19 protein-coding genes are annotated in these 21,763 nt (G+C 65.2%); 5 read left to right on the plus strand and 14 right to left on the minus strand.

The window, feature by feature from the left end:
* Nucleotides 1-138: 138 nt before the first annotated feature.
* On the minus strand, nucleotides 139-1,374 hold the full coding sequence (locus BM052_RS07035; protein ID WP_091144865.1) for a CaiB/BaiF CoA transferase family protein: 1,236 nt from the start codon (nucleotides 1,372-1,374) through the stop codon (nucleotides 139-141).
* 52 nt (nucleotides 1,375-1,426) lie between these two features.
* The gene (locus BM052_RS07040; RefSeq protein WP_091144867.1) at nucleotides 1,427-2,215 is read right to left on the minus strand and encodes an enoyl-CoA hydratase/isomerase family protein; all 789 of its coding nucleotides are present in this window, start codon (nucleotides 2,213-2,215) and stop codon (nucleotides 1,427-1,429) included.
* A 499-nt stretch (nucleotides 2,216-2,714) separates the two neighbouring features.
* On the opposite strand from BM052_RS07040, the gene BM052_RS07045 reads away from it, so the two are divergent.
* The 3 genes from BM052_RS07045 to BM052_RS07055 all read left to right on the plus strand — a co-directional run bounded on the left by BM052_RS07045 (nucleotide 2,715) and on the right by BM052_RS07055 (nucleotide 6,645).
* On the plus strand, nucleotides 2,715-4,205 hold the full coding sequence (locus BM052_RS07045; RefSeq protein WP_091144869.1) for a class I adenylate-forming enzyme family protein: 1,491 nt from the start codon (nucleotides 2,715-2,717) through the stop codon (nucleotides 4,203-4,205).
* 57 nt (nucleotides 4,206-4,262) lie between these two features.
* A complete protein-coding gene (locus BM052_RS07050; RefSeq protein ID WP_091144870.1) occupies nucleotides 4,263-5,549 on the plus strand; it encodes an FAS1-like dehydratase domain-containing protein in 1,287 nt (428 codons plus the stop codon).
* A gap of 178 nt (nucleotides 5,550-5,727) precedes the next feature.
* Nucleotides 5,728-6,645: a LysR family transcriptional regulator gene (locus BM052_RS07055; RefSeq protein WP_091144873.1), complete on the plus strand. Its 918-nt coding sequence runs from the start codon at nucleotides 5,728-5,730 to the stop codon at nucleotides 6,643-6,645.
* 36 nt (nucleotides 6,646-6,681) lie between these two features.
* Here the strand turns inward: BM052_RS07055 and BM052_RS07060 are convergent, their stop codons facing one another.
* Genes BM052_RS07060 through BM052_RS07070 form a run of 3 tightly spaced genes read right to left on the minus strand, consistent with a single transcriptional unit; the run spans nucleotide 6,682 to nucleotide 9,538 of the window.
* Nucleotides 6,682-7,014, minus strand: a complete 333-nt coding sequence (locus BM052_RS07060) for a hypothetical protein (RefSeq protein ID WP_091144875.1) — start codon at nucleotides 7,012-7,014, stop codon at nucleotides 6,682-6,684.
* 23 nt (nucleotides 7,015-7,037) lie between these two features.
* On the minus strand, nucleotides 7,038-8,324 hold the full coding sequence (locus BM052_RS07065; protein WP_091144878.1) for a hypothetical protein: 1,287 nt from the start codon (nucleotides 8,322-8,324) through the stop codon (nucleotides 7,038-7,040).
* Complete coding sequence (locus tag BM052_RS07070; protein WP_091144880.1) at nucleotides 8,321-9,538, minus strand: sulfotransferase family protein; 1,218 nt, start codon at nucleotides 9,536-9,538, stop codon at nucleotides 8,321-8,323. Before BM052_RS07070 ends, BM052_RS07065 begins: the two co-directional genes overlap by 4 nt.
* A 129-nt stretch (nucleotides 9,539-9,667) precedes the next feature.
* On the opposite strand from BM052_RS07070, the gene BM052_RS07075 reads away from it, so the two are divergent.
* Together BM052_RS07075 and BM052_RS07080 are read left to right on the plus strand one after the other, a co-directional pair.
* Nucleotides 9,668-10,522, plus strand: coding sequence for a TauD/TfdA dioxygenase family protein (locus BM052_RS07075; RefSeq protein ID WP_091144882.1), 855 nt, complete (start codon nucleotides 9,668-9,670; stop codon nucleotides 10,520-10,522).
* 53 nt (nucleotides 10,523-10,575) lie between these two features.
* Entirely contained in the window at nucleotides 10,576-11,430 is an 855-nt protein-coding gene (locus BM052_RS07080; RefSeq protein ID WP_091145052.1) for a TauD/TfdA dioxygenase family protein, read from the plus strand.
* A 195-nt stretch (nucleotides 11,431-11,625) separates the two neighbouring features.
* Here BM052_RS07080 and BM052_RS07085 read toward each other — a convergent pair whose 3' ends face one another.
* From BM052_RS07085 to BM052_RS07125, 9 genes are all read right to left on the minus strand, one after another.
* A complete protein-coding gene (locus BM052_RS07085) occupies nucleotides 11,626-12,618 on the minus strand; it encodes an NAD(P)H-dependent flavin oxidoreductase (RefSeq protein WP_091144885.1) in 993 nt (330 codons plus the stop codon).
* Nucleotides 12,619-12,620: 2 nt separating this feature from the next.
* Complete coding sequence (locus BM052_RS07090) at nucleotides 12,621-13,448, minus strand: enoyl-CoA hydratase/isomerase family protein (protein WP_091144888.1); 828 nt, start codon at nucleotides 13,446-13,448, stop codon at nucleotides 12,621-12,623.
* A gap of 17 nt (nucleotides 13,449-13,465) precedes the next feature.
* The gene (locus tag BM052_RS07095; protein ID WP_091144890.1) at nucleotides 13,466-14,635 is read right to left on the minus strand and encodes an acyl-CoA dehydrogenase family protein; all 1,170 of its coding nucleotides are present in this window, start codon (nucleotides 14,633-14,635) and stop codon (nucleotides 13,466-13,468) included.
* On the minus strand, nucleotides 14,628-15,836 hold the full coding sequence (locus tag BM052_RS07100; protein ID WP_091144892.1) for an acetyl-CoA acetyltransferase: 1,209 nt from the start codon (nucleotides 15,834-15,836) through the stop codon (nucleotides 14,628-14,630). The genes BM052_RS07095 and BM052_RS07100 overlap by 8 nt, the downstream gene beginning before the upstream one ends.
* Nucleotides 15,837-15,857: 21 nt before the next feature.
* Complete coding sequence (locus tag BM052_RS07105) at nucleotides 15,858-17,309, minus strand: 3-oxoacyl-[acyl-carrier-protein] synthase III C-terminal domain-containing protein (protein WP_255406007.1); 1,452 nt, start codon at nucleotides 17,307-17,309, stop codon at nucleotides 15,858-15,860.
* Nucleotides 17,306-18,142, minus strand: a complete 837-nt coding sequence (locus BM052_RS07110; RefSeq protein WP_091144897.1) for a MaoC family dehydratase — start codon at nucleotides 18,140-18,142, stop codon at nucleotides 17,306-17,308. The genes BM052_RS07105 and BM052_RS07110 overlap by 4 nt, the downstream gene beginning before the upstream one ends.
* A gap of 9 nt (nucleotides 18,143-18,151) precedes the next feature.
* The gene (locus tag BM052_RS07115; protein WP_091145054.1) at nucleotides 18,152-19,072 is read right to left on the minus strand and encodes an SDR family NAD(P)-dependent oxidoreductase; all 921 of its coding nucleotides are present in this window, start codon (nucleotides 19,070-19,072) and stop codon (nucleotides 18,152-18,154) included.
* A gap of 301 nt (nucleotides 19,073-19,373) precedes the next feature.
* Nucleotides 19,374-20,573, minus strand: a complete 1,200-nt coding sequence (locus tag BM052_RS07120) for an MFS transporter (protein WP_091144899.1) — start codon at nucleotides 20,571-20,573, stop codon at nucleotides 19,374-19,376.
* A 107-nt stretch (nucleotides 20,574-20,680) separates the two neighbouring features.
* Nucleotides 20,681-21,658 carry an SDR family NAD(P)-dependent oxidoreductase gene (locus tag BM052_RS07125; protein ID WP_091145056.1) on the minus strand — a complete coding sequence of 326 codons (978 nt, stop codon included), beginning with the start codon at nucleotides 21,656-21,658 and terminating at the stop codon, nucleotides 20,681-20,683.
* Between the last annotated feature and the right edge of the window lie 105 nt (nucleotides 21,659-21,763).

Genomic DNA, 21,763 nt, shown 5'->3' on the forward strand with positions numbered 1-21,763 from the left:
TTCCCCATGCATATCCCGTTGTTACCCATTCGACGGTCGGGGAAGTTGCCTCGCCCCTCTAGGGGGAGTCAGACATGATCCCATGCGTGCGAATGGCGCGTTCGTAGTCTTCCGGCCGAAGCCTCGGCCCGGATCGATCTAGCCCGGATCGACCTGAATTGCACGGCTGGCCGCGAGATCGGCGATGGCGGCTTGGTCCATGCCCAGCAGTTCGGTCAGGATTTCCGCGCTATGCTCGCCCATGCGGGGAGGATGGCGCCGGACGGGATCGATCTTGTCGCCGTAACGGATCGGCGAGCCGATCAGCGTCAGGTCCGGATCGTCGGGGTGGCCGGCCGAGACCTCCACCTGATTGGCCACCACTTGCGGGTCGGCAAGCGCCTCGGCGACGTTCGTCACCGGGCCGCAGATCACGCCGACGTTGACGAGGGCGTCGTAGAACGCCTGGCGATCCCACTTGGCGATCGCCTCGATCAGCATGGGCTGGAGGATGTGGTAGTTCTCCACGCGGCGCGCGCGTTCGGCGAAGCGCACGTCCTGCAAGAGGTGCTCCATGCCCAGGACGCCGCACAGTTTCGCGAAATCGACGTCCTTGCCGGCCTGCAACAGCACCTCGCCGTCGCGGCAGGAGAACAAGCCCGAAGGCGCCGAGCCCTGCCCGTCGTTCCCCATGCGCAGCGGCACTTCGCCGCTGAGCTGCGCGATGATCGCCTGCGAGCCCATCATCGCCATGCCGCAATCGAGCAGCGAGACGCGCGCCCAGTCGCCGTGGCGCTTGCCCTTGGCGCGGCCATAGAGCGCCGAGACCACCGAGACCGCGCTATAGAGCCCGGTCATCATGTCGACGACCGGCACGCCGACGCGATTGGGCGGGCCATCGGCCTCGCCGGTGACGCTCATCAGCCCGCTCATGCCCTGGACCACCACGTCGGTCGCCGGACGGCCGGCATAAGGGCCGCTTTGCCCGAAGCCGCTGACCGACAGATAGATGATGTCCTCGCGCACCTTGCGCAGGCTTGCCTCGTCAAGCCCGTACTTGACCAGCGCGCCGACCTTGAAATTCTCGATGAAGACGTCGCATTCGGCCGCGAGCTTGCGGATCAGCTCGACCCCCTGGGGCGTACCGAAGTCGATCGCGATCGAGCGCTTGTTGCGATTGAAATTGAGGTAGAAGGCCGACGCCGAACCCGCCCCCTCCTTGCCGCCAAGGAACGGGGGGCCATAGCCGCGGATGTCGTCACCGGAACCGACGCGCTCGATCTTGATGACGTCGGCGCCTAGGTCGCCCAGGATCTGCCCGCAAAAGGGCGCCGCGATCAGTCGCCCCAGTTCCAGCACACGGACGCCTTCCAGCGGGCCGCCATTCTTGCTCATTGCTTCACCTTTGTTCTTTAATCCACCCGAACTCGCGCCAGGTTGCCCGCGCTCAGCGCCCGGTAAACCTGGCGGGACGTCCTTCGGTCAGCGCCGCCGCCCCTTCGCGGTGGTCCTCGGTCATGAAAGTCAGCGTTTCCAGGCCCAGCGACATATCGAGATGCTCGGCCGCCTGCTTGCGCACCCAGGCACTGAGCGCGCGCTTCGTCATCGTCACGGCGGCCGGCGAGCCCTCCATGAGACGGCCGGTCCAGTAGTCGGTGCGCGCGTCGATCTCGGCGCGGGGAACGGACTCGGTCACCAGGCCGATCCGTTCAGCTTCCTTGCCGGTCAGCAGGTCGCCCGTCAGCAAATAGCGCCGCGACAGCAGCGGTCCGACGAAATAAGGCCAGAGCAGCGATCCACCGTCGCCGGCGGCGAGGCCGATCTTCACATGGGTATCACCGATCTTGGCCTCCTCGGCCATGACCGTGACATCGCAGCACAGCGCCAGCGAACAGCCCTTGCCTACCGCGTGGCCGTTGATCCGGCCGACGATCGGCTTTTCGCAATCGAGCGCGGCAACGATCACATCGCGTGCCAGCTGCATGCCGCCGAACCAATAGGCGTCGCGCTCTTCCGGCGTGGCCCAGGTCCCCTTGCCGCCGCCGCCGACGCAGAAGACCTTCTCCGCCTCGCCGGTCAGCACCACCACGCGAACATCGGGATCGCTGTTCACTTCGCGGAATATCCTGGTCAGGTCCGCGTTCGGCCGATGATCCCTGCGCATCGCAAGCCACAGCACCGCGCCGCGCCGCTCGACGGCGATCGCGTCGAGCCCCTCGTACTTCTGGGCGGACATCCAGGCCTTTCCCCTACTTTAGTGATTTCATCCCCGGAACATGCATCGGGGGACTTTCGGAAACCACGCAAAAACCACGACCAGCCCGCGACCCTCGATGGAAATCCAAGGCCGCGGACACAATTGACGACAGGCACGCCCGGCCCCAGTTTCCGCTGTGGCCTGGCGTGCGTTCCGACCGGGAACTTAGGTCAGTAGTGCCGGGAGGACAATTTGGCACGGCATGTGTCATTCACCCTGACCGCATGCGATACTCTCACTTGCGGTAAAACCCCGTTCGCATGAGGCGGAATGGTGAAGTGCGCCCATGTTCTGCGGCTCGCGGCGATCGCTGGAAGCTCGGCTCTCATGGTAATGACCAGGGGTGCTCTTGTTCTTGGTGATTCTGCCGTGTCTGAAGGGACGTGCAGTCCAGGGAGCAGTTCGGGTTTTCGGGCAACGATCAAGCGAAGCGTGGAAATCGAACCGGAGATTTGGGATCGAACGAGGAATTGGAACGATGAGTCTGGCAGAGCGAATTCGCCGGGTTCTGCAACTGGGCGGTAACGGCTGGGCGCTGGAATTCGAAGGCACCACATTCAGCTGGTCGCAGATCGAGGCGCTGGCCGACGCGATCGGCGATGCCGTCCGCCTTGCCGGAGCCAAGGACCACGACGTTATCGGCTGGGCGGCAGAGAACCTGCCGGGCGCCATTGCCGGCATGGCGGGGCTTGCCATGCACGAACATTGCGCCGCCCTGATAAATCCGCACATACCGGCCAAGATCCTTGCGCGCGAGATCCGCGAACAGCGTTTCCCGGTGATCCTGGGCAGCAGCCATTTCTGGTCGTTCGAAGGCTTGATCGAGGCTGCGCGGGAGGTTGGCACCGCCGGCCTGCTGGTATCGCTGGATGCCAACGGCGGCACCGTCGTTCCTATCGAGGGCCTGGAAAAGGTGGGCCCCGGCCCGCACCGCGATCCCATGCCGGACTACGTCGTCGAACGGCTGAGCAGCGGTACGACCGGACCGCCGAAGCGCTCTCCCCAGTCGGAGGAAGCCATCCTCAAGGCCCTGCAGGTGGGCCAGCGCAGCGACAAGCCCGAAGAGGAAGATCTGCGGATCAAGAGCTCGCCCTCGATCGTGTTCCGTCCGCTGGCCCATGCCGGATCGTTTTCCACGCTGCTGGCATTGTGGTCGGCGCGGCCGATCGCCTTGCAGCAGAAGTTCTCGATCGAACACACCATCGGCGCGGTGCAACGCCATCGGCCCAAGGTGATCCAGCTCGTGCCCGCCATGATCCGCATGATCTGGGATGCCGATGTTCCGCGCGATGCGCTGTCCAGCCTCATCGCCGTGCGCAGCGGCACCGCGCCGCTCGATCCCGTGCTGCAGGCCGATTTCGAGGAAAAGTACGGCATTCCGATCCTGATCGACTATGGCGCCACTGAATTCGGCGGAGCCGCCTGCTGGACCCTGGGCGATCACAGACAGTTCGCCGCCGCCAAGCGCGGCAGCGTGGGCCGCCCGGTGCCCGGTGCCCGGCTACGGGTCGTCGATCAGGAAAGCGGCGTGGAAATCACCGACGGGCGAATGGGCATCCTCGAGGTCAATATCGAAGGCAAGACCGAAGGCTGGATATCCACCACCGATCTCGCCGCGATCGACGGGGACGGCTTCCTGTTCATCCGCGGCCGCGCCGACGACGCCATCGTGCGCGGCGGCTTCAAGGTTCTCCCCGACGATGTGGCGCGGGTACTCCGCCAGCATCCCCTGGTGGGGGACGTGGCCGTGGTCGGCGTGGACGATCACCGGCTAGGCCAGGTGCCGGTGGCCGTTGTGGAAACGCGTCCCGGCCAGCCCGCACCCGACGCGGCCGAGCTCGAGCAGCTCGCGCGCGACAACCTGACTCCCTATCAGGTGCCCGCCGCCTTCCGCTTTACCGACAAGCTGCCCCGCACCCCGTCGCTGAAAATCATCCGCGCCGAAGTGCTGGAGATGGCAAAGGGGTGAAGTCCGCCTGGTCCTTCCCCCGGTAGAAACATAATCGCAGAATTTGAGGAGAACCCAATGTCTGACACCGCCGAAGCAAGCATGCCCAAGGCCATAGATGGCCAAATCACCGACGAGGATATCGCACGCGAACGCGCCCAGATCGGTATCCCGCAGTTCCTGCACGAGGAAACCTTCAACACGCTCATCTCGCATGACGTGATCCGCCATTTCGCGTTCGGTTTCCTCGCTGACGACAATCCGCTGTGGCATGACGCCGAACACGCCGCCAAGTCGCGCTGGCGCGGCCCGATCGCGCCGCCGCTTTTCGCCATCACCACCGGGATCAGCGAAACCCCGCCTTACGAAACGCCGGAAAAGAAGGCGCTGTTCAAGGGGCTGTACCGCAATGTCGGGCGCTACAACGTCGGCACCAAGTGGAAGCTGTTCCGCCCGATCCGCCCCGGCGACGTGATCTACCGCGAGCTTTCGGTCGACAATGTCGAGGTCAAGCAGCAGTCCTCCTTCTCGGGCGGACGCACCGTGCTGGACCGCATCCGCCACTTGTTCGTCGACCAGAACGGCGAGCCGGTCGCGGTGCGTTATGAGCATTTCGTCAATGCCGAGCGCAGCGGATCGAAGAAAGTCAGCAAGCACGCCGACCTCAAGCGTCATGTCTATACGCCCGAGGAAATCGCCAGGATCGATGCCCAGTACGCCGCCGAGGAAATTCGCGGCGCCAATCCGCGCTGGTGGGAAGACGTGGCGGTCGGTGACGAGATCGTCCCCATCGTCAAGGGCCCGCTGGGCGTGATGGACATCATCGCCGCCCACCTCGGCTGGGGCCTCGCCTCGACTTACGGCGGCGGACCGTTCCGCTACAACTGGAAAACCCGCCAGAAGCTGAAGGCCTTCTACAGCGAAGACCAGTATGGCGTGCCGCAATCGATGATGCGCGTCCACTGGGACCAGGAACGCGCCCAGGATCTGGGCCTGCCCGCCCCCTATGACTATGGCCAGATGCGTTCCAACTGGATGACCCACGCGATCACCAACTGGATGGGCGATGACGCCTGGATCGCCGACATCCACACCGAGATCCGCGGGTTCAACTTCCACGGCGACACCACGCTCCTGACCGGCAAGGTCATGGAAAAGGGTGAGGATGGCAACAATCGCACCGTCACCATGGTCATCACCGGCACCAACCAGCGCGAGGAAGTGACCTGCCGCGCCACGGCCACCGTCCGCCTTCCCTCGCGCGATTGCGGGCCGATCGTCCTGCCCCGGCCCGATGACGAGCTGCGCGAACGCGGCGCCAGGATGATGGCCGACGCGGCCGAGCGAATCCGCGCCAAGGCCTGATCGATACGGCATCCGGACGGCCTTCCCGGCCGTCCGGCTCCGGAACAAGCCCGCTCCCCAGGCATAGTGTCACCGGGGGCGTCTGGTGCTATCCGGGATTGACAACGCTCGATCTTGGGGGCCAGTGGATAGCCTCCCCCGCTGACAATGTCGCGCGCTAGTTTCTGGTTGTTTCAAGATGAATCTGAGCCTTGTACGCATTCAACGCTTCGTAGCGGTTGCGGAACACCTGTCCTTCACCCACGCCGCCACGCTGCTCGGCATCGATCAGCCGTGGCTCTCGCGGCAGATCATGCAGCTTGAGGACCAGCTGGGTATCGTGCTGTTCGAACGAAGCGGTGCGCGGATCGCCCTGACGCCCGAAGGACAGGAATTCTACGAGGTCGCGCGCGAGGTCGAGATGGCGGCGCAGCGGGTTCGCGACAAGGCCATGGAGATGACCCGGCGCATCCGGTCGGAAATGACGATCTGTGTCGCCTATGCCACCTTTTCGCTGAAGGGCCGCCACCGCCTGCTGGAACGGTTCGCGAAGATCCGGCCGGACGTGAACATCGAGATATCGGCTTCCGAATGGACGGACGAAGTCGTGGCGAAAGTGAAGTCCGGCGAAGCGGACTTCGGGATCGCGTTCGGCCCTCTCGACGACCAGAACGTCGAAACCTGCGAACTCGAAGCGCTGGAACTGGCGATGGCGGTGCCCAAGGAGCATCCGCTGGCAGCCAAGTCATCGCTTCACCTTTCGGACCTCAAGGATCTTCCGGTCGCGATAACGATCAAGGATCCGAAGATGATCCGCCTTGCCCCACGGTACTCGTGGCTCTTCAACGCGGGCGCGGAGCCGGTCCACGTCCCCGAAGGCCGGCGATATGTCCTGGACGTGGCGCAGCAGCGGCGCATCTGCGTGATGTGCTACACGGCGGCGGACCAGGTGCCCGAAGATTTCATCAAACTGCCGTTCGCCGACCCGCTGCCGCCGTTCATGCTCATCCTGGTCCGGTCCAAGCGCATCATGTCGCCCTCCGCCGAGCGGCTTTGGCGTCTGGCCGATGAAATGGCCAAGGAAGCGAGCCCCAAAGGGGGCCCGAAAGCCAAGTAGACGCCAATCACGCTGCGGCGGGAAGCGATCAGGCGATCACGCCGCGGCGTTCCATTCGCCCTCGAGTTCGGTGAAAGTCACCGTCACGCTGGCGGGGTCGTAGCAATCGCTGCCCGGCATCTCCGGCGTGCCGTTGCGCCGACCGATTTCGCGCATGACATCGCGCGGATCGTCGCATTCGACTTCCAGAATAGCCACGAAGCGATCCTGGTCCTCGCCGCCTTTCCCCATGACCTTGAAGCGCTTCGCCGAAACCAGGCCTGGTACGCGCATGATGTCGGGGAAATGCTGCACGCGGCACCATTCGCTGTATTCCTCGCCGCGACCGGGCTTGGCCGCCGTATTGAACACGATGTGGAATCTGGCCATCGAACCAATCCTTTCCTGTTGTATTATCGCGGCTGACTGCCGCCGGTTTCCATATTCGTTTGGGCATTCAGGGCATAGCGCCGCGCGAAGGCGGCCTTTCGCGCGGCGCGCTGTTCGTCGCGTTCTCTCGCCGTCAGCCAGCGCATGTCGCCGGGCAAGGCCCCGCGCAAGTCGGCTAGCGGGACGAGCCGTGCCGTAAAGCCCGGTCCGCCGCGCGGGGGCTCTGGCGGCAAGCCCTGCCAGCGCAGCATCATCATCACCCGCGAGAAACCACCGCAATCGAGCCAGTTGGCAACGCCCGGGTCACGCCGGGAAATGACCGCGCGAAGACGGCCGTCGGCGCAAGGCGTGCATTGGCCGCGATTCAGGCTGGACGTGATCCGATCGGCATCAAGCGACTGGAACAGCCAATTGCTGAGCTCAATCGCGCAATAGGCGGCGCCCGCCGGCTCGCAATCGATGATGACCGCATTGTCCGGCCCCAGATCGAAATAGCCGCGTCCCAGCGCCTGGGTGACCAGCCCGCCGGTGCCCCGGTTCGCCGGCAGGAATTTCCAGCTGTTCAGCCGCATGTTGATGAAAGTCGATTGGAACCAGAAGTACAGCGGCACGTCCTCCCGCGCCCTGAACACTGCCGCCTGCGCCATCTCCTCGCGCGAAAGCGGCGCGGTGCTGGGTTCGCCCAGGCGCTCGATCTCGAGCGCGAAAGGCGTTTCATGCTCCCAGTCCTCCATCGAGTCCCGCACGTAGAGGAACTTGACATGCGGCGCGGTGGTCATGTGGTTGCGCCGGGCGCCGGCCGGCTCGTCGTCGATGGTCAGGACAAAGGAACCGTCGGGTCGCCGCTCCAGCATGTGGCTCTCGATCGTTGCGATCGTCACCGAAGTACCATAGTCGCCCACCAGCGTGAACGAGACATTGGCCGGTTCGCGCCCCACCGGCCGGCCGGTCACCCGATAACGGGTGCCGTGGGCAACGCCGGCGAGCCGGTAGATATTGTCGGGATTGTCCCCGCCGGTCCGCGTGCCGGGCACGTCGTGCCCGTGCCACGAATGGGGCGGCATGAAATTGCGCACGAAGCGCGGGTGCTGGCTGTCGCTGGCGGCGGCCTTGAACAGCCAGTTCGCCAAGTACTCGTCCAGCATGGACTCGATTCCCGGCACCACTTCATCGGGGATGGCATCGGCCCAGGCATTGCGCCAGAGCCGGCCGACATGTTCGCGCGCGGCCTTGACCCGATCATCCTGCAACAGCGCGATGACATCGGCTTCGGCGGCCAGTTGGCCGGCATTGTCGGCGGGATTCATCATGCCCGCGCCTCCCGCGCCACGCCATGCCGTTCGATATAGGCGCCGAAGGCCTCCTCTATGTCGGCTTCGCAAAGCCCGAAGTCGGCCAGGGCATAGCGCCGCGCCGGGCCCTTGCCATGCCTGTCGGCTTCGAGATGGGCCGCCATGGCGCTCTGCGTCGCGGCGGACAGGCCGAGGCCGAATGCCTCGTAAAGCCGCCGGGCGGTGCCGATGGGATCGGCGATCAGATCGACATAGTGCACATCCACGATCCGCGCCTCCGGATGAGCCTCGCGCCAGGCGTCGAGACGGTCGAGAATACCGGACCAGTTGGCCACCAGGCGGGGGCCCAGCGCCAGGGGATCGACACTGCTGTCCGAGGCGAGACTGTAGAGTTTCATGTAAAGGCTTGCCATCGACGGGATGACCTTGCCCGGATCGCGATGGTTGATGAAAACCAAGGCATCGGGAAAGGCCGCGAACAGCGCCTCCGTCTGGATGATATGCGAAGGTGCCTTGAGCAGCCAGCGGCGCCTTGCCCCATCGCCCTGCAGGCTCTCCATCATGCCCTTCTGCCAGGCATAGCTGTCGGCCACGGCATCCGGGCCTCCCGCCAGCGCGGCGAAGGCCGGCGCATGGTAGAAGGCGCCCAGCGGCATGCCGCAGGCCGCTTCCTGGAGAAACACGCATTCTTCGGGCGCCGCGGCGGCATAAGGATGGATCGCGGTAACGTCCGGCGCGGTAAAGCCCTGGAATGCGAGAATACTTTCGTAAAGCCCCGTTCGCTCGGCTTCGTTCGCGCCCGCTTGCCCGGGCGGCGGAACCGGGATCGCCGCTTGCGCCGCCGTGGCCACGCGGTTGTCCGGGTCGCTGGCGAGAAGACCGTGCAGGAACGTGGTTCCCGCGCGCGGCAACCCGGTTCCCACCAGCGGAGCCGCGATGGCGGCATCATGGTCGAGCCGCCGATGATGATCGACCTGACGAAGGCGTGAGCACAGCAGCACGTGAAGCCGCGAATGGGCGCGCGAACGCCCGGTCTGGTGGAGCCGTGCTTCGCCTTCGAGCCCTTGGCACAAGGCGTCGAGGCGCGCGCGGAAACGCTGCTCCGCCCAGCGCTCGCCCCCCCAGTCGCTCAGGCCGGTCGCACGCTCGGCCTGTGTCATCAGCTCCGGCGCATGAAACGAACCTGCATAGGGCTTCAAAGCCGCGGCATAAACCGCGCCCAGCATAGGCATCGCCAGCTCTCCCCCTAAAGATTCTTTGCAATTCTGGCATGGATGGTATCAACGGGATTGCAAATCGCGGCCGAGGAATTTCACATCCGAGGATGTGAAATCTCGACGCCCGCCAAGGAGGAGAGGGACATGACGGTCACGGAAATGACGATTCCGGCCATCGATTTGACGCCGCTTATCGGCTCAAGGATCGATACCGATATAGAAACCCTGCTGAGCGGCCGATACGCGAGGGATATCCGCGCCCTGCTGGCGTCCAGGGTAGTGCTGGTCTTTCCGGAGATCGGGATGACCGACGAGCAGCAGATCGCCTTCACCGCCACGCTGGGCACTCCCGCGAACGAGAACAACGGCTATGCCGGCCCTGACGGAAAGCCGCAACCGATCTACCGGGTGGACGCCGCGCAGAACGATCAGCATGCGATCAGGAGGCTCAGGAACAATTTCCTGTGGCACCTGGACGGATCGATGCACGAAGTGCCGATCCTGGCCTCCATACTGTCCGCCAAGCAAGTGGCCCCGGCGGGTGGAGAAACCGAATGGGCAAATACCTGCGCCGCCTTTGCCGCTCTGCCCGAGGCCGAGCGGGACGCGCTTGAAAACCTGCGCGTCGTCCACGCGAACTGGGCCCTTGCGCGCCATTCGAACCCCGAGCCGACATATGCGGAATTCGAGCAGTCTCGCCGGGGACCGTCCAAGTCGCAGCCACTGGTGTGGAAACATCGCTCCGGCCGGAAATCATTGGTGGTCGGTTCCACCGCCGCCTATGTCGAAGGGATGGAACCGCTCGACAGCCTGGACCTGCTGGTGCGGCTGCGCGACTGGGCCACGCAGCCGCAATTCGTCTATCGCCACGAATGGAAAGTCGGCGACATGGTGATGTGGGACAACACCGCCACCCTGCACCGCGCCCGCCCTTACGAGTTGAACTGCGGGCGCCTGATGCACCGTACCGTGCTGAGGGGCGAGGAACCGATCGCCTGAAGCGCAAGATGGCACCGCACCGGGGCCTTGAGCAGTTAATGGGAGAAGGAATGATGACAGTCACCAGCATGGCCCTTTCGGTGAGCCATCTGACACCGCACATCGGGACCCGGATCGATAGCGATGGCGAAACTCTGCTGAGCGGCAGGCATGCGCAGGAAATCCGCGCCCTGCTTGAAACACGGAGCGTCCTGGTATTTCCCGAAATCGGGTTTGACGACGAGCAGCAGATCGCCTTCACCCGTTCCCTCGGCGCATTGGCTTATGACTACAACGGCGTGCCCATGGTCAACGGCGAGCAGCAGGCCATATTCAAGGTCAGCCTTGACGAGAAGGTCAGCCCCACGGCCCGGTCACTGAAGAACTCGCTGTTGTGGCACCTCGACGGCACGACGCACGACGTGCCGATCCTGGCATCGGTGCTGACCGCCCGGCACCTCGCTCCGGCCGGAGGCGAAACCGAATGGTGCAGCACTTATGCCGCCTACGAAGCCCTGCCCGATGAAGACAAGCGCGCGCTGGAGGGGCTGCGAGCGGTGCATTCCAATCTTCAGCTTCAGCGCAACATCAACCCCGAACTGTCCTACGCCGATTTCCGCAGGGCCCGCGGCGGTCCGTCGAAATCGCAGCCGCTGGTCTGGACGCACCGCAACGGGCGCAAGTCGCTGGTGGTCGGCGCGACCGCCGCTTACGTCGAAGGAATGCCGCACGACGATAGTCTCGAACTGCTGGTCCGGCTGAGGGACTGGGCGACGCAGCCGCAATTCGTCTATCGGCACGAATGGAAAATCGGCGACATGGTGATCTGGGACAACACCGGCACGCTGCATCGCGCCCTGCCCTATGCGCCCGACAGCGGGCGGCTGATGCACAGATCGATGCTGGCGGGCGAAGAACCGTTCGCTTGAACCCGGCCGGGACCAACGGAACTATCCCAGCGCAAGACTATCCCAGCGCAAGACTGGGATAAAATTCACTCTCGCCCGCATCTTTCGTCGTTGCGAGGCAATCCAGGGCGGCCTGCACAGCTCTGGATTGCCTGGCAACGACGTGGGGAGAAAGCGGGGCTCTCCCGAGAGACTGGTATGAACCCCGGCGGAAGCTCAGGCGGCGACGGTCTCGGCCATCATGCCGGCAAGCCGCTGCGAGATGATCGTTTCGGCGTCGTGCACGATCCGCTCGATCAGTTCGCGGCAGCTCGGCACGTCGTGAATCAGGCCCTGCACCTGGCCGGCAGTGATAAGGCCGTGATCGAGATCACCGGTTTCCAACGCGACCCGGCCCTTGGCCCCCAGCACCAGCTCGCGCACGTCCTCGAACACCGCCTCGGGGTTCTTGAGGATTTCCGCCACCTGGATCGAGACGCTGTTCGCGGAAACGCGGGTGGTGTTTTTGAAGGCCCGGAAGATCAGCCGGGTCGAGCGCTCGTCGTTGCCGACGATGAACTGCTTCACATTCTCATGCACCGGCGCTTCCTGCGTGGCGATGAAGCGGGTGCCCATGTTGATGCCGTCCGCGCCCAGCGCCAGCGCGGCGACAAGGCCGCGTCCGTCGCCGAAGCCGCCGCTTGCCAGCATGGGAATCTTCACTTTGTCCGCAGCCGCCGGAATCAGGATCAGGCCCGGAATGTCGTCCTCTCCGGGATGCCCCGCGCATTCGAAACCGTCGATCGAGATCGCGTCGGCGCCCATCCGCTCGGCCGAGAGCGCATGACGGACGGCGGTGCACTTGTGGATCACGATGATCCCGTGCGACTTGAAATCGTCAATGTGTTCCTGCGGGTTGTTGCCCGCCGTCTCGACGATACGCACGCCGCTCTCGATGATCGCGCGGCGGTATTCGGCATAAGGCGGCGGCGTCACCGAAGGCAGGAACGTAAGATTCACCGCGAAAGGCTTGTCGGTCATCGACCGGCAGCGATCGATCTCGGCCCGCAAGGCATCGGGCGTGGGCTGGGTCAGCCCGGTGAGAATGCCAAGCCCACCGGCATTGGAGACGGCGCTCGCCAGTTCGGCGCGGCCAACCCACATCATCCCGCCCTGAACGACGGGATATTCGATGCCCAGCATTTCGGTAATGCGCGTGCGCAGCGCCATAGTCAGTTTCCTTGCTGGCCGAAACGCGCCGGGCGCCTCTCCAGGATGGCCCGGAGCCCTTCGGCATAGTCCTCTGTCAGGGCGCAGCGCCAGAGGCTCTCGGCCTCGGCGGCGACCTGCGCGTCGATGTCGCGCGCGAGCGCGCCCTGGAGCAGCCGCTTGGCTTCCTGCTGCGCCACCGGTGCCCCGGCCGCCAGCTTGCGCGCCAGCGCCATCGCCCGCTCATCCAGCTCGGCGTCGGGCACGACCCAGTTGACGAGCCCCAGCGACAGCAGTTCATCGGCATTCATCATCTCGCCGAGCAGCGCGATCTGCGCGGCGCGCTTCATCCCCACCTGGCGCGGCAGGAAGAAGGTCCCCGCCCCGTCGGGATTGATGCCCAGCGTCACATGCGTGAGGCCGACCTTGGCGGTCTCCGAAACGATCGCGAGATCCGAGGCGAACAGCAGGCTGGCGCCGACCCCCACCGCATAACCGCGCGCGGCGACGATCACCGGCTGCGGCAGAGTGCTGATAAGCGCGCTCAGCGCGCCGGCACCGGCGGCGCGGCCCTTCATGTCGGTGGCGCGGTCCTCGGGCGTCATGGCAAGACCCTCTCCGAAGGCCTTGATATCACCCCCGGCGACGAAGCTTTTGCCAGCCGCCTGGATCAGAACCACCCGCACGTCTTCACGGCCGCGCACGTCCTCGAAGAACGTGAACAAACCCTCCCGCACATCGGAAGACATCGCATTGCGCGCCTCCGGCCGGTTGATGGTGACGCAGCCGATGCCGTCGGCGATGCTCGTGAGCAGCCGCGGTTCGCCCGCATCGTTCAAAAGCTGGCTCATTCCGTCTCCCCAGGCATTCAGAAGCCTTGCGCGTATTCCTTGAGCATAGCCCTGGCGATCACGAGTTGCAGGATCTGGGTGGTGCCTTCGTAGATGCGGAACACGCGGGCATCGCGATAGAGCCGCTCGGCATCGTATTCGGCCATGTAACCCGCCCCGCCGAAGATCTGGACGCAGCGATCGGCAATCCGGCCCAGCGCCTCGCTGGCGAAGATCTTGCAGGCAGCACCTTCCTTGAGGATCGACTGGCCCGTTTCCGCCTTGGCGACGGCATCGCGCAGCATGCACTCACCCGCGTAGAGTTCCACTTGCGAGTCCGCCAGCATCGCCTGGACGAGCTGGAAGTTCGCGATGGTCTCGCCGAAGGCCTTGCGCTCGTTCGCATAGCGCAGCGCCACATCGAGCGTGCGACGGCTGAGGCCGAGCGCCGAAGCGGTCACGCTGAGGCGCCCGCCGTCGAGCGCCTTCATCGCGGTCTTGAAACCCTTTCCCTCCACTCCGCCGAGCAGCGCCGAGGCGGGAACGCGCACCTCCTCAAGCACGACGTCGGCGGTCAGCGCGCCGCGCTGGCCCATCTTCTTGTCGGGCTTGCCGATCGAAAGGCCGGGCGTTCCGAGCGGAATCAGAAATCCACTGACATGCGCGTTACCCGGCAGCGATTCCGCGCTGGTGCGCGCCATGACAAGGAAGAAATTCGCCTGCGGTGCGTTCGTGATATAACGCTTCGATCCATTGAGAACGTAGAAATCGCCGTCCTTGACCGCGCGAGTCTTCATCGCTGCGCTATCCGATCCGCTGTCCGGTTCGGTCAGGCAGAAGCTCGCGATCTCACCGGCGACGAGACGCGGCAGGTATTCCTGTCGCTGTTCCTCGGTGCCGTCGAGCTTGAGCGCGGTAGTGATGATGCCCGTGCCGATGGCCATGGCCGAACGGAAAGCAGGGGCCGCATAGGCAATTTCCGCAACAGCCTGCAGATATTGGCCCATCGACAGGCCGGGGCCGCCATAGGCCTCGGGTACGCTGAGGCCCATCAGGCCCATCTCTCGCATCTCGTTGAGCAGGGGCTCCGGGATGCGGTCATCCTCGAAAACCTGCGGCTCGGCCGGGATCATCCGCTCGCGCACGAAGCGGCGCAGCGTGGTGATGAAGGCTTCGAAAGTTTCGGCGTCAAGTCCGGTCTCAGGCATCGGCAAGTCCCACAATGGCGATTGCGCTCACGTTCTGGCTGGGCATGCCGCCCAGGTTGTGGCTGAGCGCCAGGCTCGGCGGTGTCTTGCGCTGGCGATCGCCGGCGCGGCCGAGAAGCTGAAGATAGTTTTCGTAGATCATGCGAAGGCCCGAAGCCCCGATCGGATGGCCGAAGCACTTGAGCCCGCCGTCGATTTGGCACGGCGTGCGGCCATCGGCGTCGAAATCGCCGTTGAGCACGTCCTTCCAGGCCTGGCCCTCGTCGGAAAGGAACAAGTCCTCCATCGTCACCAGCTCGGTGATCGAGAAGCAGTCATGCACCTCGGTCAGGCTGAGCTGGTCGCGGGGGCTGGTGATCCCGGCTTCGTCATAGGCACGCTTCGCGGCGACGCGCGTCGGGTGGAAATAGGAACCGTTCCAACCACCTGCATGCTGCAGTTCCCAGCCGTTCGAGGCCGCGATCTGCAATGCCTTGACGGTGACCAGATCGGTCTTGCCCAGGGCGCGGGCGATCTCGGGGGTGGTGACGATCGCGCAGGCCGCACCGTCCGACACGCCGCAGCAGTCGTAGAGCCCCAGCGGCTCGGCGATCATCGGCGCGTTGAGCACGGTGTCCATGTCCACCACCTTGCGCAAGTGCGCCTTGGGGTTCTTGGCGCCGTTGGCGTGGCTCTTGACCGAAACGTGCGCGATCGCGCGCTTGAGGTCGTCCTTGCTGACATTGTGCGCGGCGCGATAGGCCGAGGCGACCTGGGCGAAGTTGCCCGGGGCCGAGCCGGTCACGCCCACCATGTCGAACGTGGTGCCGCGCGTGCGCACCGGCAGGCCGCCGTAGCCGGTGTCCTTGAGTTTCTCCACCCCGAGCGCCAGCGCGATGTCGGCCGCGCCGCTGGCCACCGCGTAGACCGCGCCGCGAAAGCTCTCGGTGCCACTGGCGCAGTAGTTTTCCACCTTGGTGACGCCGATGTTCGGCAGCCGCAGCGCGATCGACAGCGGCAGGCCGGAAGGCCCGATGTTCATCGCATCGAAGCCGACGCCCATCCAGGCCGCGTCGATCTGGCTTACGTCGATCGCCGCATCGGCGATCGCTTCCTCGAAAGCCTCGACCATGAGGTTGTCGGCGTCCATGTCCCACCGCTCGCCGAAGCGGCTGCAGCCCATGCCGAGGATTGCGACCTTGTCCTTGATGCCTTTTGCCATGTCATCACTCCTCGGTGCGGGTCAGCGGACCGGCGCCGCCTTCCAGAAATACTTCACGAAACCACGCACGTCGTCGACGGCCTTGATGCGGAAAACCATCCGCATCTCGCAGCCGACCTCGACCTCCTCGGTAAGATCGGCGAATTCGGCGGTCATGCGGCCGCCGCCCTCGAAATCGATCATGCCGTAATAGAGCGGCGGGCTCGGGCTATAAGTCAGGCTGTCGGCGGTTACCGTCAAGACCCGCGCCGGGATTTCCGCCAGCGGATAGTCTTCCTGCGTATGCGCGGTGCGATCGTTGGGATTGACCGAGATGTCGGACTTGGGGAACTGCACCGTGCCGGTCTTGGTGCAGCGTCCGCCGACCAGCCCCATCACCGCCTTGCGATGACGCCACAGCGTGGTCGAGGGCTGCTTCTGGTCCTGCTCCGCACGCATGCCCTTGTCGAGATCGACGAGCCCGCGATGCGCCAGCCAGCGCATGTAGTTCTCATCCTTGACCCCGCCCGCCAGCGAACCGGCGACGCCGCGCCGCGGCGCCAGCCTGGCGAGGGCATCGGTGGTTTCGAGCAGGATCAGGTCCGCGCCCTGGCCGAAGCCGACCAGCAGGATCTTCTCGCCGGGCTTGGCCGCCTCCAGCGCGGCGACCAGCATGACGAGGCCGTGCGCGGAGCCCGCTTCGCCCAGCTGCGCCTGCAGCGTGTCGGCCACCGCGCTGTCGGGAATGCCGGCCTTCTTGGCGAGCGTGGCGGCCACGCCCTTGGCGGAGATCGGCACCAGCAGGCGATCGATCTCGGTGGGGTTCACCCCCAGAGCGGCAAGCCCTTCCTTCAGCGCACGGCTGGTAAGGCCGACATGGCCCTCCTCGCGGATCCAGCGCGCTTCGTAGACATAGTCATAGTCCATGCCCGGCGAACGGTAGTGATCGACGAAGTCGGTCGTCAGGCTGTAGGCGCCCAGGAACTTGGCGACGACATCGCCGGTTCCCACCAGGAGCCCCGCCGCGGCATCGCCGCTGAGCAGCTCCAGGTCGGACGCCGGGCAGGTCTTGCGCATTTCGGCGGCCAGGCACAAGTGCGGCGCCTTGCGGCCCGAAGCGGCCTCGAAAGCGTCGCGCAGGGCGGAAACGCCGGCGCGCTGACTGCCGGTCAGGTCAAACGCGGCGACACCGTCGGACAGGACCAGCGCTTCCTTGACGATGCCGGAATTGAGCCGGTCGACGAAGGGCAGCGTGGTGGATGCCAGCGACAGCGAGCCGACGGTCGACCGGTCGATCCCAGTCAGCGTGTCACGCGCGGCTTCCACCGCCATGGTAACGCTGTCCTCGTCCCAGTCGCCGATCGCCCGCTCGCCCTTGGCGAGGCCCTTGAGCCCCGGCGCGAACCAGGCGTTGGCCGCGTAGATGGCACTGCGCTGCAAGCGCCGGCGCGGCACATAGGCGCCGAATGAAAGAATGCCGACATCGGCCATCATGCAAACTCCACGTAACCGTTGTTCAGCACCACCAGGTCGCGCTCGACCACGCTGGAGCGATAAGAGGCGATCCCGTCGCCCTCGCGCCAGATCTCGGTGCGGATCGTCTCGCCCGGGAACACCGGGCTCGCAAAACGCACGTCGAGCCGCTTGAGCCGCGAGGAATCGTTCCCGCACAGCGCCGAAAGCACCGCCCGGCCCGCCACCCCGAAGGTCGCCAGGCCGTGCAGGATCGGCCGGTCGAAACCGCCGACCTTGGCGACTTCCGGATCGATGTGCAGCGGGTTGTAGTCACCCGAGAGGCGATAGATCATCGCCTGGTTGGCGGCCGTGGCCAGGGTCACCACCTCATCGGCGGGACGGTCGGGCAGCGGACGAGGCTTCGGTTGAGGCTCCGACGAACCGCCCTGCCCGCCGTCTCCGCGCAGGAAGCTGCTGTTGCGCACCGTGACGAGAAGATTTCCCTCAGCATCGCGGATCTCGCGCTTCTGATAGGCGACCGTCCCCTTGTCCGCGCCCTTGTCGAAGAACGGCCCGAAGGTCGTCTCTCCGACAAGCTCGCCCTCCACCGGCAACGGCCGGTGAAGTTCGATGCTGGTTTCCCCGTGCAGGACCTTTTTCCAGTCCGCGCCAAGATCGAAATCCTTCCAGACGAAACCCGGATAGGCGAGCGTGGTCGCCATCGTGGGAAGCATCTGGAGGTTTTCCTCATACACGAAGGAAAGATCGTCTGAACCGACGCCCAGCGCGTAGAGCATCACGTCACGCTTGGTGACGGTCTGGTGCGACACGATGGGCGGACGCGCGACCAGCGCGGCGGGATCGATCGTCATGGGCTGGCCTCAGATCGGATCGTAGGGGAACATGTCGGCCGAACGGGCGAGCTTGGGCATGTGCGGACGCAGGGCCGGCAGCAGGTCCGAAGCGATCGTTTCCGGCGTCCAGCCGTCGCCGCGATGGATCGTGCGGATCGGGCGCGGCATGGTGAACAGTGAGATCTCGTTCTTGCGCACGCAGAAGATCTGCCCGGTGATGTCCTTGGCGGCATCCGAAAGCAGCGTGGCCACCATCGGCGCGATCTTGTCGGCGGACATGGTCTTCATCCGCTCGACGCGGGCCAGCTCTTCCTCGCTTTCGGTCGGGATCGTGGCGATCAGGCGGCTCCAGGCATAGGGCGAGATGCAGTTCGAGCGGACGCCCGAGCGCTGCATGTCGAGCGCGATCGAGTTCGACAGGCCGACGACGCCCATCTTGGCCGCCGAATAGTTGGCCTGGCCGAAGTTGCCGACGAGGCCCGAGGTCGACGTGAAGTGAACGTAAGAACCGCTGCCCTGGTCCTTGAAGTAGTTGGCCGCCGCCTTCGAGGTGTAGAAATAGCCGTTCAGGGTGACGTTGACCACGTCGTTCCAGTCCTGGATGCTCATGCGGTGGAAAATGCGGTCGCGCAGGATGCCGGCATTGTTCACCAGGCCATCGATCTTGCCGAAGTTCTTGACCGCGTCCTCGATGATGCTGGTCGCACCCGCCGGGTCGGCGACACTGGCGCCGTTCACCACGGCCTTGCCGCCGGCCGCGCGGATCAGGCCTACGACTTCCTCGGCCGGACCGGCATCGGCGCCTTCGCCGTCGGGCGAAGTGCCCAGATCGTTGACCACCACCGAGGCGCCCTGCTTGGCGCAGAGCAACGCGATCTCGCGACCAATGCCACGTCCCGCGCCGGTGACCGCGACGACCTTACCGTCCAACCTTGCAGAATCACTCATCGAAACCATCCTCGTTCTAGCGTGTGAGGCTGGCCGGGACGAAGCGCCGACGCGGCGTGAAAAGCGGCCTGACGGGAATCAGGTCGCTTGGTTCACGACGCGCGGAAGACGTCCCGGGCGGCCCGGTGTCATTTGCAGATAGCACTTAGGAGATCGACTTCCGGCTGCAACTGATTTCTGCCCCACAGCGACGCCAGGGCTCGATGGCGCGTGAAGGAATTTCGCATGGCTTCATGCGCTGGCCCCAATTTCCGATCGCCGCGAGCCCCGCGCGTCATGGGATTCACGGTCCCGGCAGCGACTATGCGTCTTCCTCCACGCCGCGCGGCAGCAGCAAGAGCAACAATCCGCCCGTCAGCACGGCGACGCCCGTAATCAGCAGGAACGGCTTGTACGAGTCGGTCAGATAGAGAATGTAGCTGAGCGCCCCAGCGCCCAGTGCCGAGGCGATCGCCACGGTCGCCGCGAGCATGCCGTGGACGGTGCTGTAAACGCGCACGCCGAACTGGCGATAGATCAGATAGGCCAGAATGTCGGATTCGGCGCCGAACGAGAGGCCGATGGCCAGGACCGCCAGCGCCAGCCCGACGATCGATCCGCCTTGCAGTCCCATGGCGAGAAGTCCGAAGGCCGATATCGACAAGCCGATCGTCGCCACCAGCCGCGCCGGAAACCGGTCGAGCGCATAGCCGCTGATGAAGCGCCCGATCAACATGCCGACCGCGTAGGCGGACACCATGATCGAAGCGGACCTGCCGACCACGTTGTGCTCGGCGATCATCAGGTTGAGCTGGGTCAGTATCACCGCCTGGGGCAGGTTGCACAGCAACATGCTGACCACCAGCAGCCAGAACGCCGGTGCGTGCAGGATCATCCTGTAATCCTCGCGCGCGGCCTGCTTGCGCGCCGGCTGGCCGGATTCGCGCAGCTCCCGGGGCATCAGCAGATAGGCACTGAGGCCGCCGACGATGGCGAAGACCATCAGCGCGAGGTAGCCCGCCTGCCACCCCTTCGCGACCACGAGATTGTTGAGCAGCGGCCCGCCGATCGCCGCGACCGCGGACGGGCCGGAGGCCGCCAACGCCAGTGCCAGTCCGCGCGCCTTCTTGAAATACTGGACGATGACACGGCAATAGATCGGCGGCGTGGTGGTGGTGAGAAACAGCACCTGGAGCGCGAAGATCGCGGCGTAAGTGGTGATGCTGGTGACCATGGTGAAGGCGAAGAACAGCAGCGGCGAGGCGACGATGCCCACCAGCGCCGTTCGCCGCGAGCCGACCACGTCGGCAAGCCGCCCGACGAATGGAAACGCGAAGACGGCGATCAGCGCCAAGATCTGGACGGCGGCCAGTTCCGACTTGGACCAGTGGAACGCCGCCACCAGGTGCGGCCCCATGATCCCGGCGGCATAGCTGTTCATGATGAGCCCTGAAGACAGGCCGACCATGGCCGATGTCACCGCACGCCATTCGGTACGAAATTCGCCCAGATATTCGGACATTACCTTCTAGAATCCTTTTTGCGCGCGGGAGGGCATCTCCCGCGCGAGCCTTGCATCGTTGATAAAGCCATGCGCCGGGCCCGGCAAACCCGGTGCCGGGCGGGAGATCAAGTCGCGAAACTCTCCCCCACCCACTCCTCGCTTTTCGCCCACAGCGCGCGTGCGTTCGCGGGATCGATGGCATAGGAACGGACGCCCGCCATGTCGGGAAGACGCTCGGTGCTGTCGTTGACGGGCGAAACACCGCAGTCCTCGCAGAATCGCCCGCCGACCAGATCGGCCGGCGCGGCCACCCCCGCCCAGACCGAAGTCGCGGCGCCCTGCGCCGGTGTCTTGGTGATCGACGGCGGCAGTCCCCGCTCGACCAGTCCCTTGTCGATGGTGGCGACGAGGCCGTCGAGCCCGCCTTCCCCCAGATGCCGGAACAGTTCGGTGTCGACGCGGCCCGGATGGACGCCGCTGGCGCGAATCCCGCGCGGAGCATGGCGGCGATCGAACTCCACCGCGAACAGCATGTTGGCGGTCTTCGAACGGGCGTAGGCCAGCCACTGGTTATAAGGCGTGCGTTCGAAGTTCGGATCGTCGAGATCGACATCGCCGCCGCGGTGCCCGGACGATGACAGCATGACCAGCCGCGCACCCGGTCGCATCAGCGGAGCGATCCGGTTGACCAGCAGGAAATGGCCGAGATGATTGGTGCCGAACTGGATCTCGAACCCGTCTTCGGTCAGGCCGAAGGGAATTGCCATGACACCCGCGTTGGCGATGACGAGATCGAATGGCCGGCCGTCCGCCGTCAGGCGATCGGCGCAGGCCCGCACGCTGGCCAGCGAGGCAAGGTCAAGTTCGGCAAGTTCGAACGACCCGCGCCGCGCCGCCGCCTCCCGCACCGGGCCCAGCTTGCGCTCCGCCTTGCCAAGATCACGCGCGGTTCCCACCACGTCGGCGCCATGCGCGACCAGAACCCGCGCGGTTTCGCCGCCGATCCCGGCGGTAACGCCGGTAACGAGCGCGCGCTTGCCTTGCAGATCGATACCTTCGAGAACTTCGTCCGCAGTGGACGTCCGTCCCAGGTTTGCGGCCATTTCCATTCTCCTCAACGCCAGGCAGCGGCGGCGGTGTGACGCCGGATGGCGTCGGTCGCCCGTTATTTGATAGCTCGCCGATGCCACTTGTGGCCGAGGCAGGCC

The organism is Novosphingobium sp. CF614 (genome assembly GCF_900113255.1).
In the GTDB taxonomy this organism is placed as follows: Bacteria; Pseudomonadota; Alphaproteobacteria; order Sphingomonadales; family Sphingomonadaceae; genus Novosphingobium.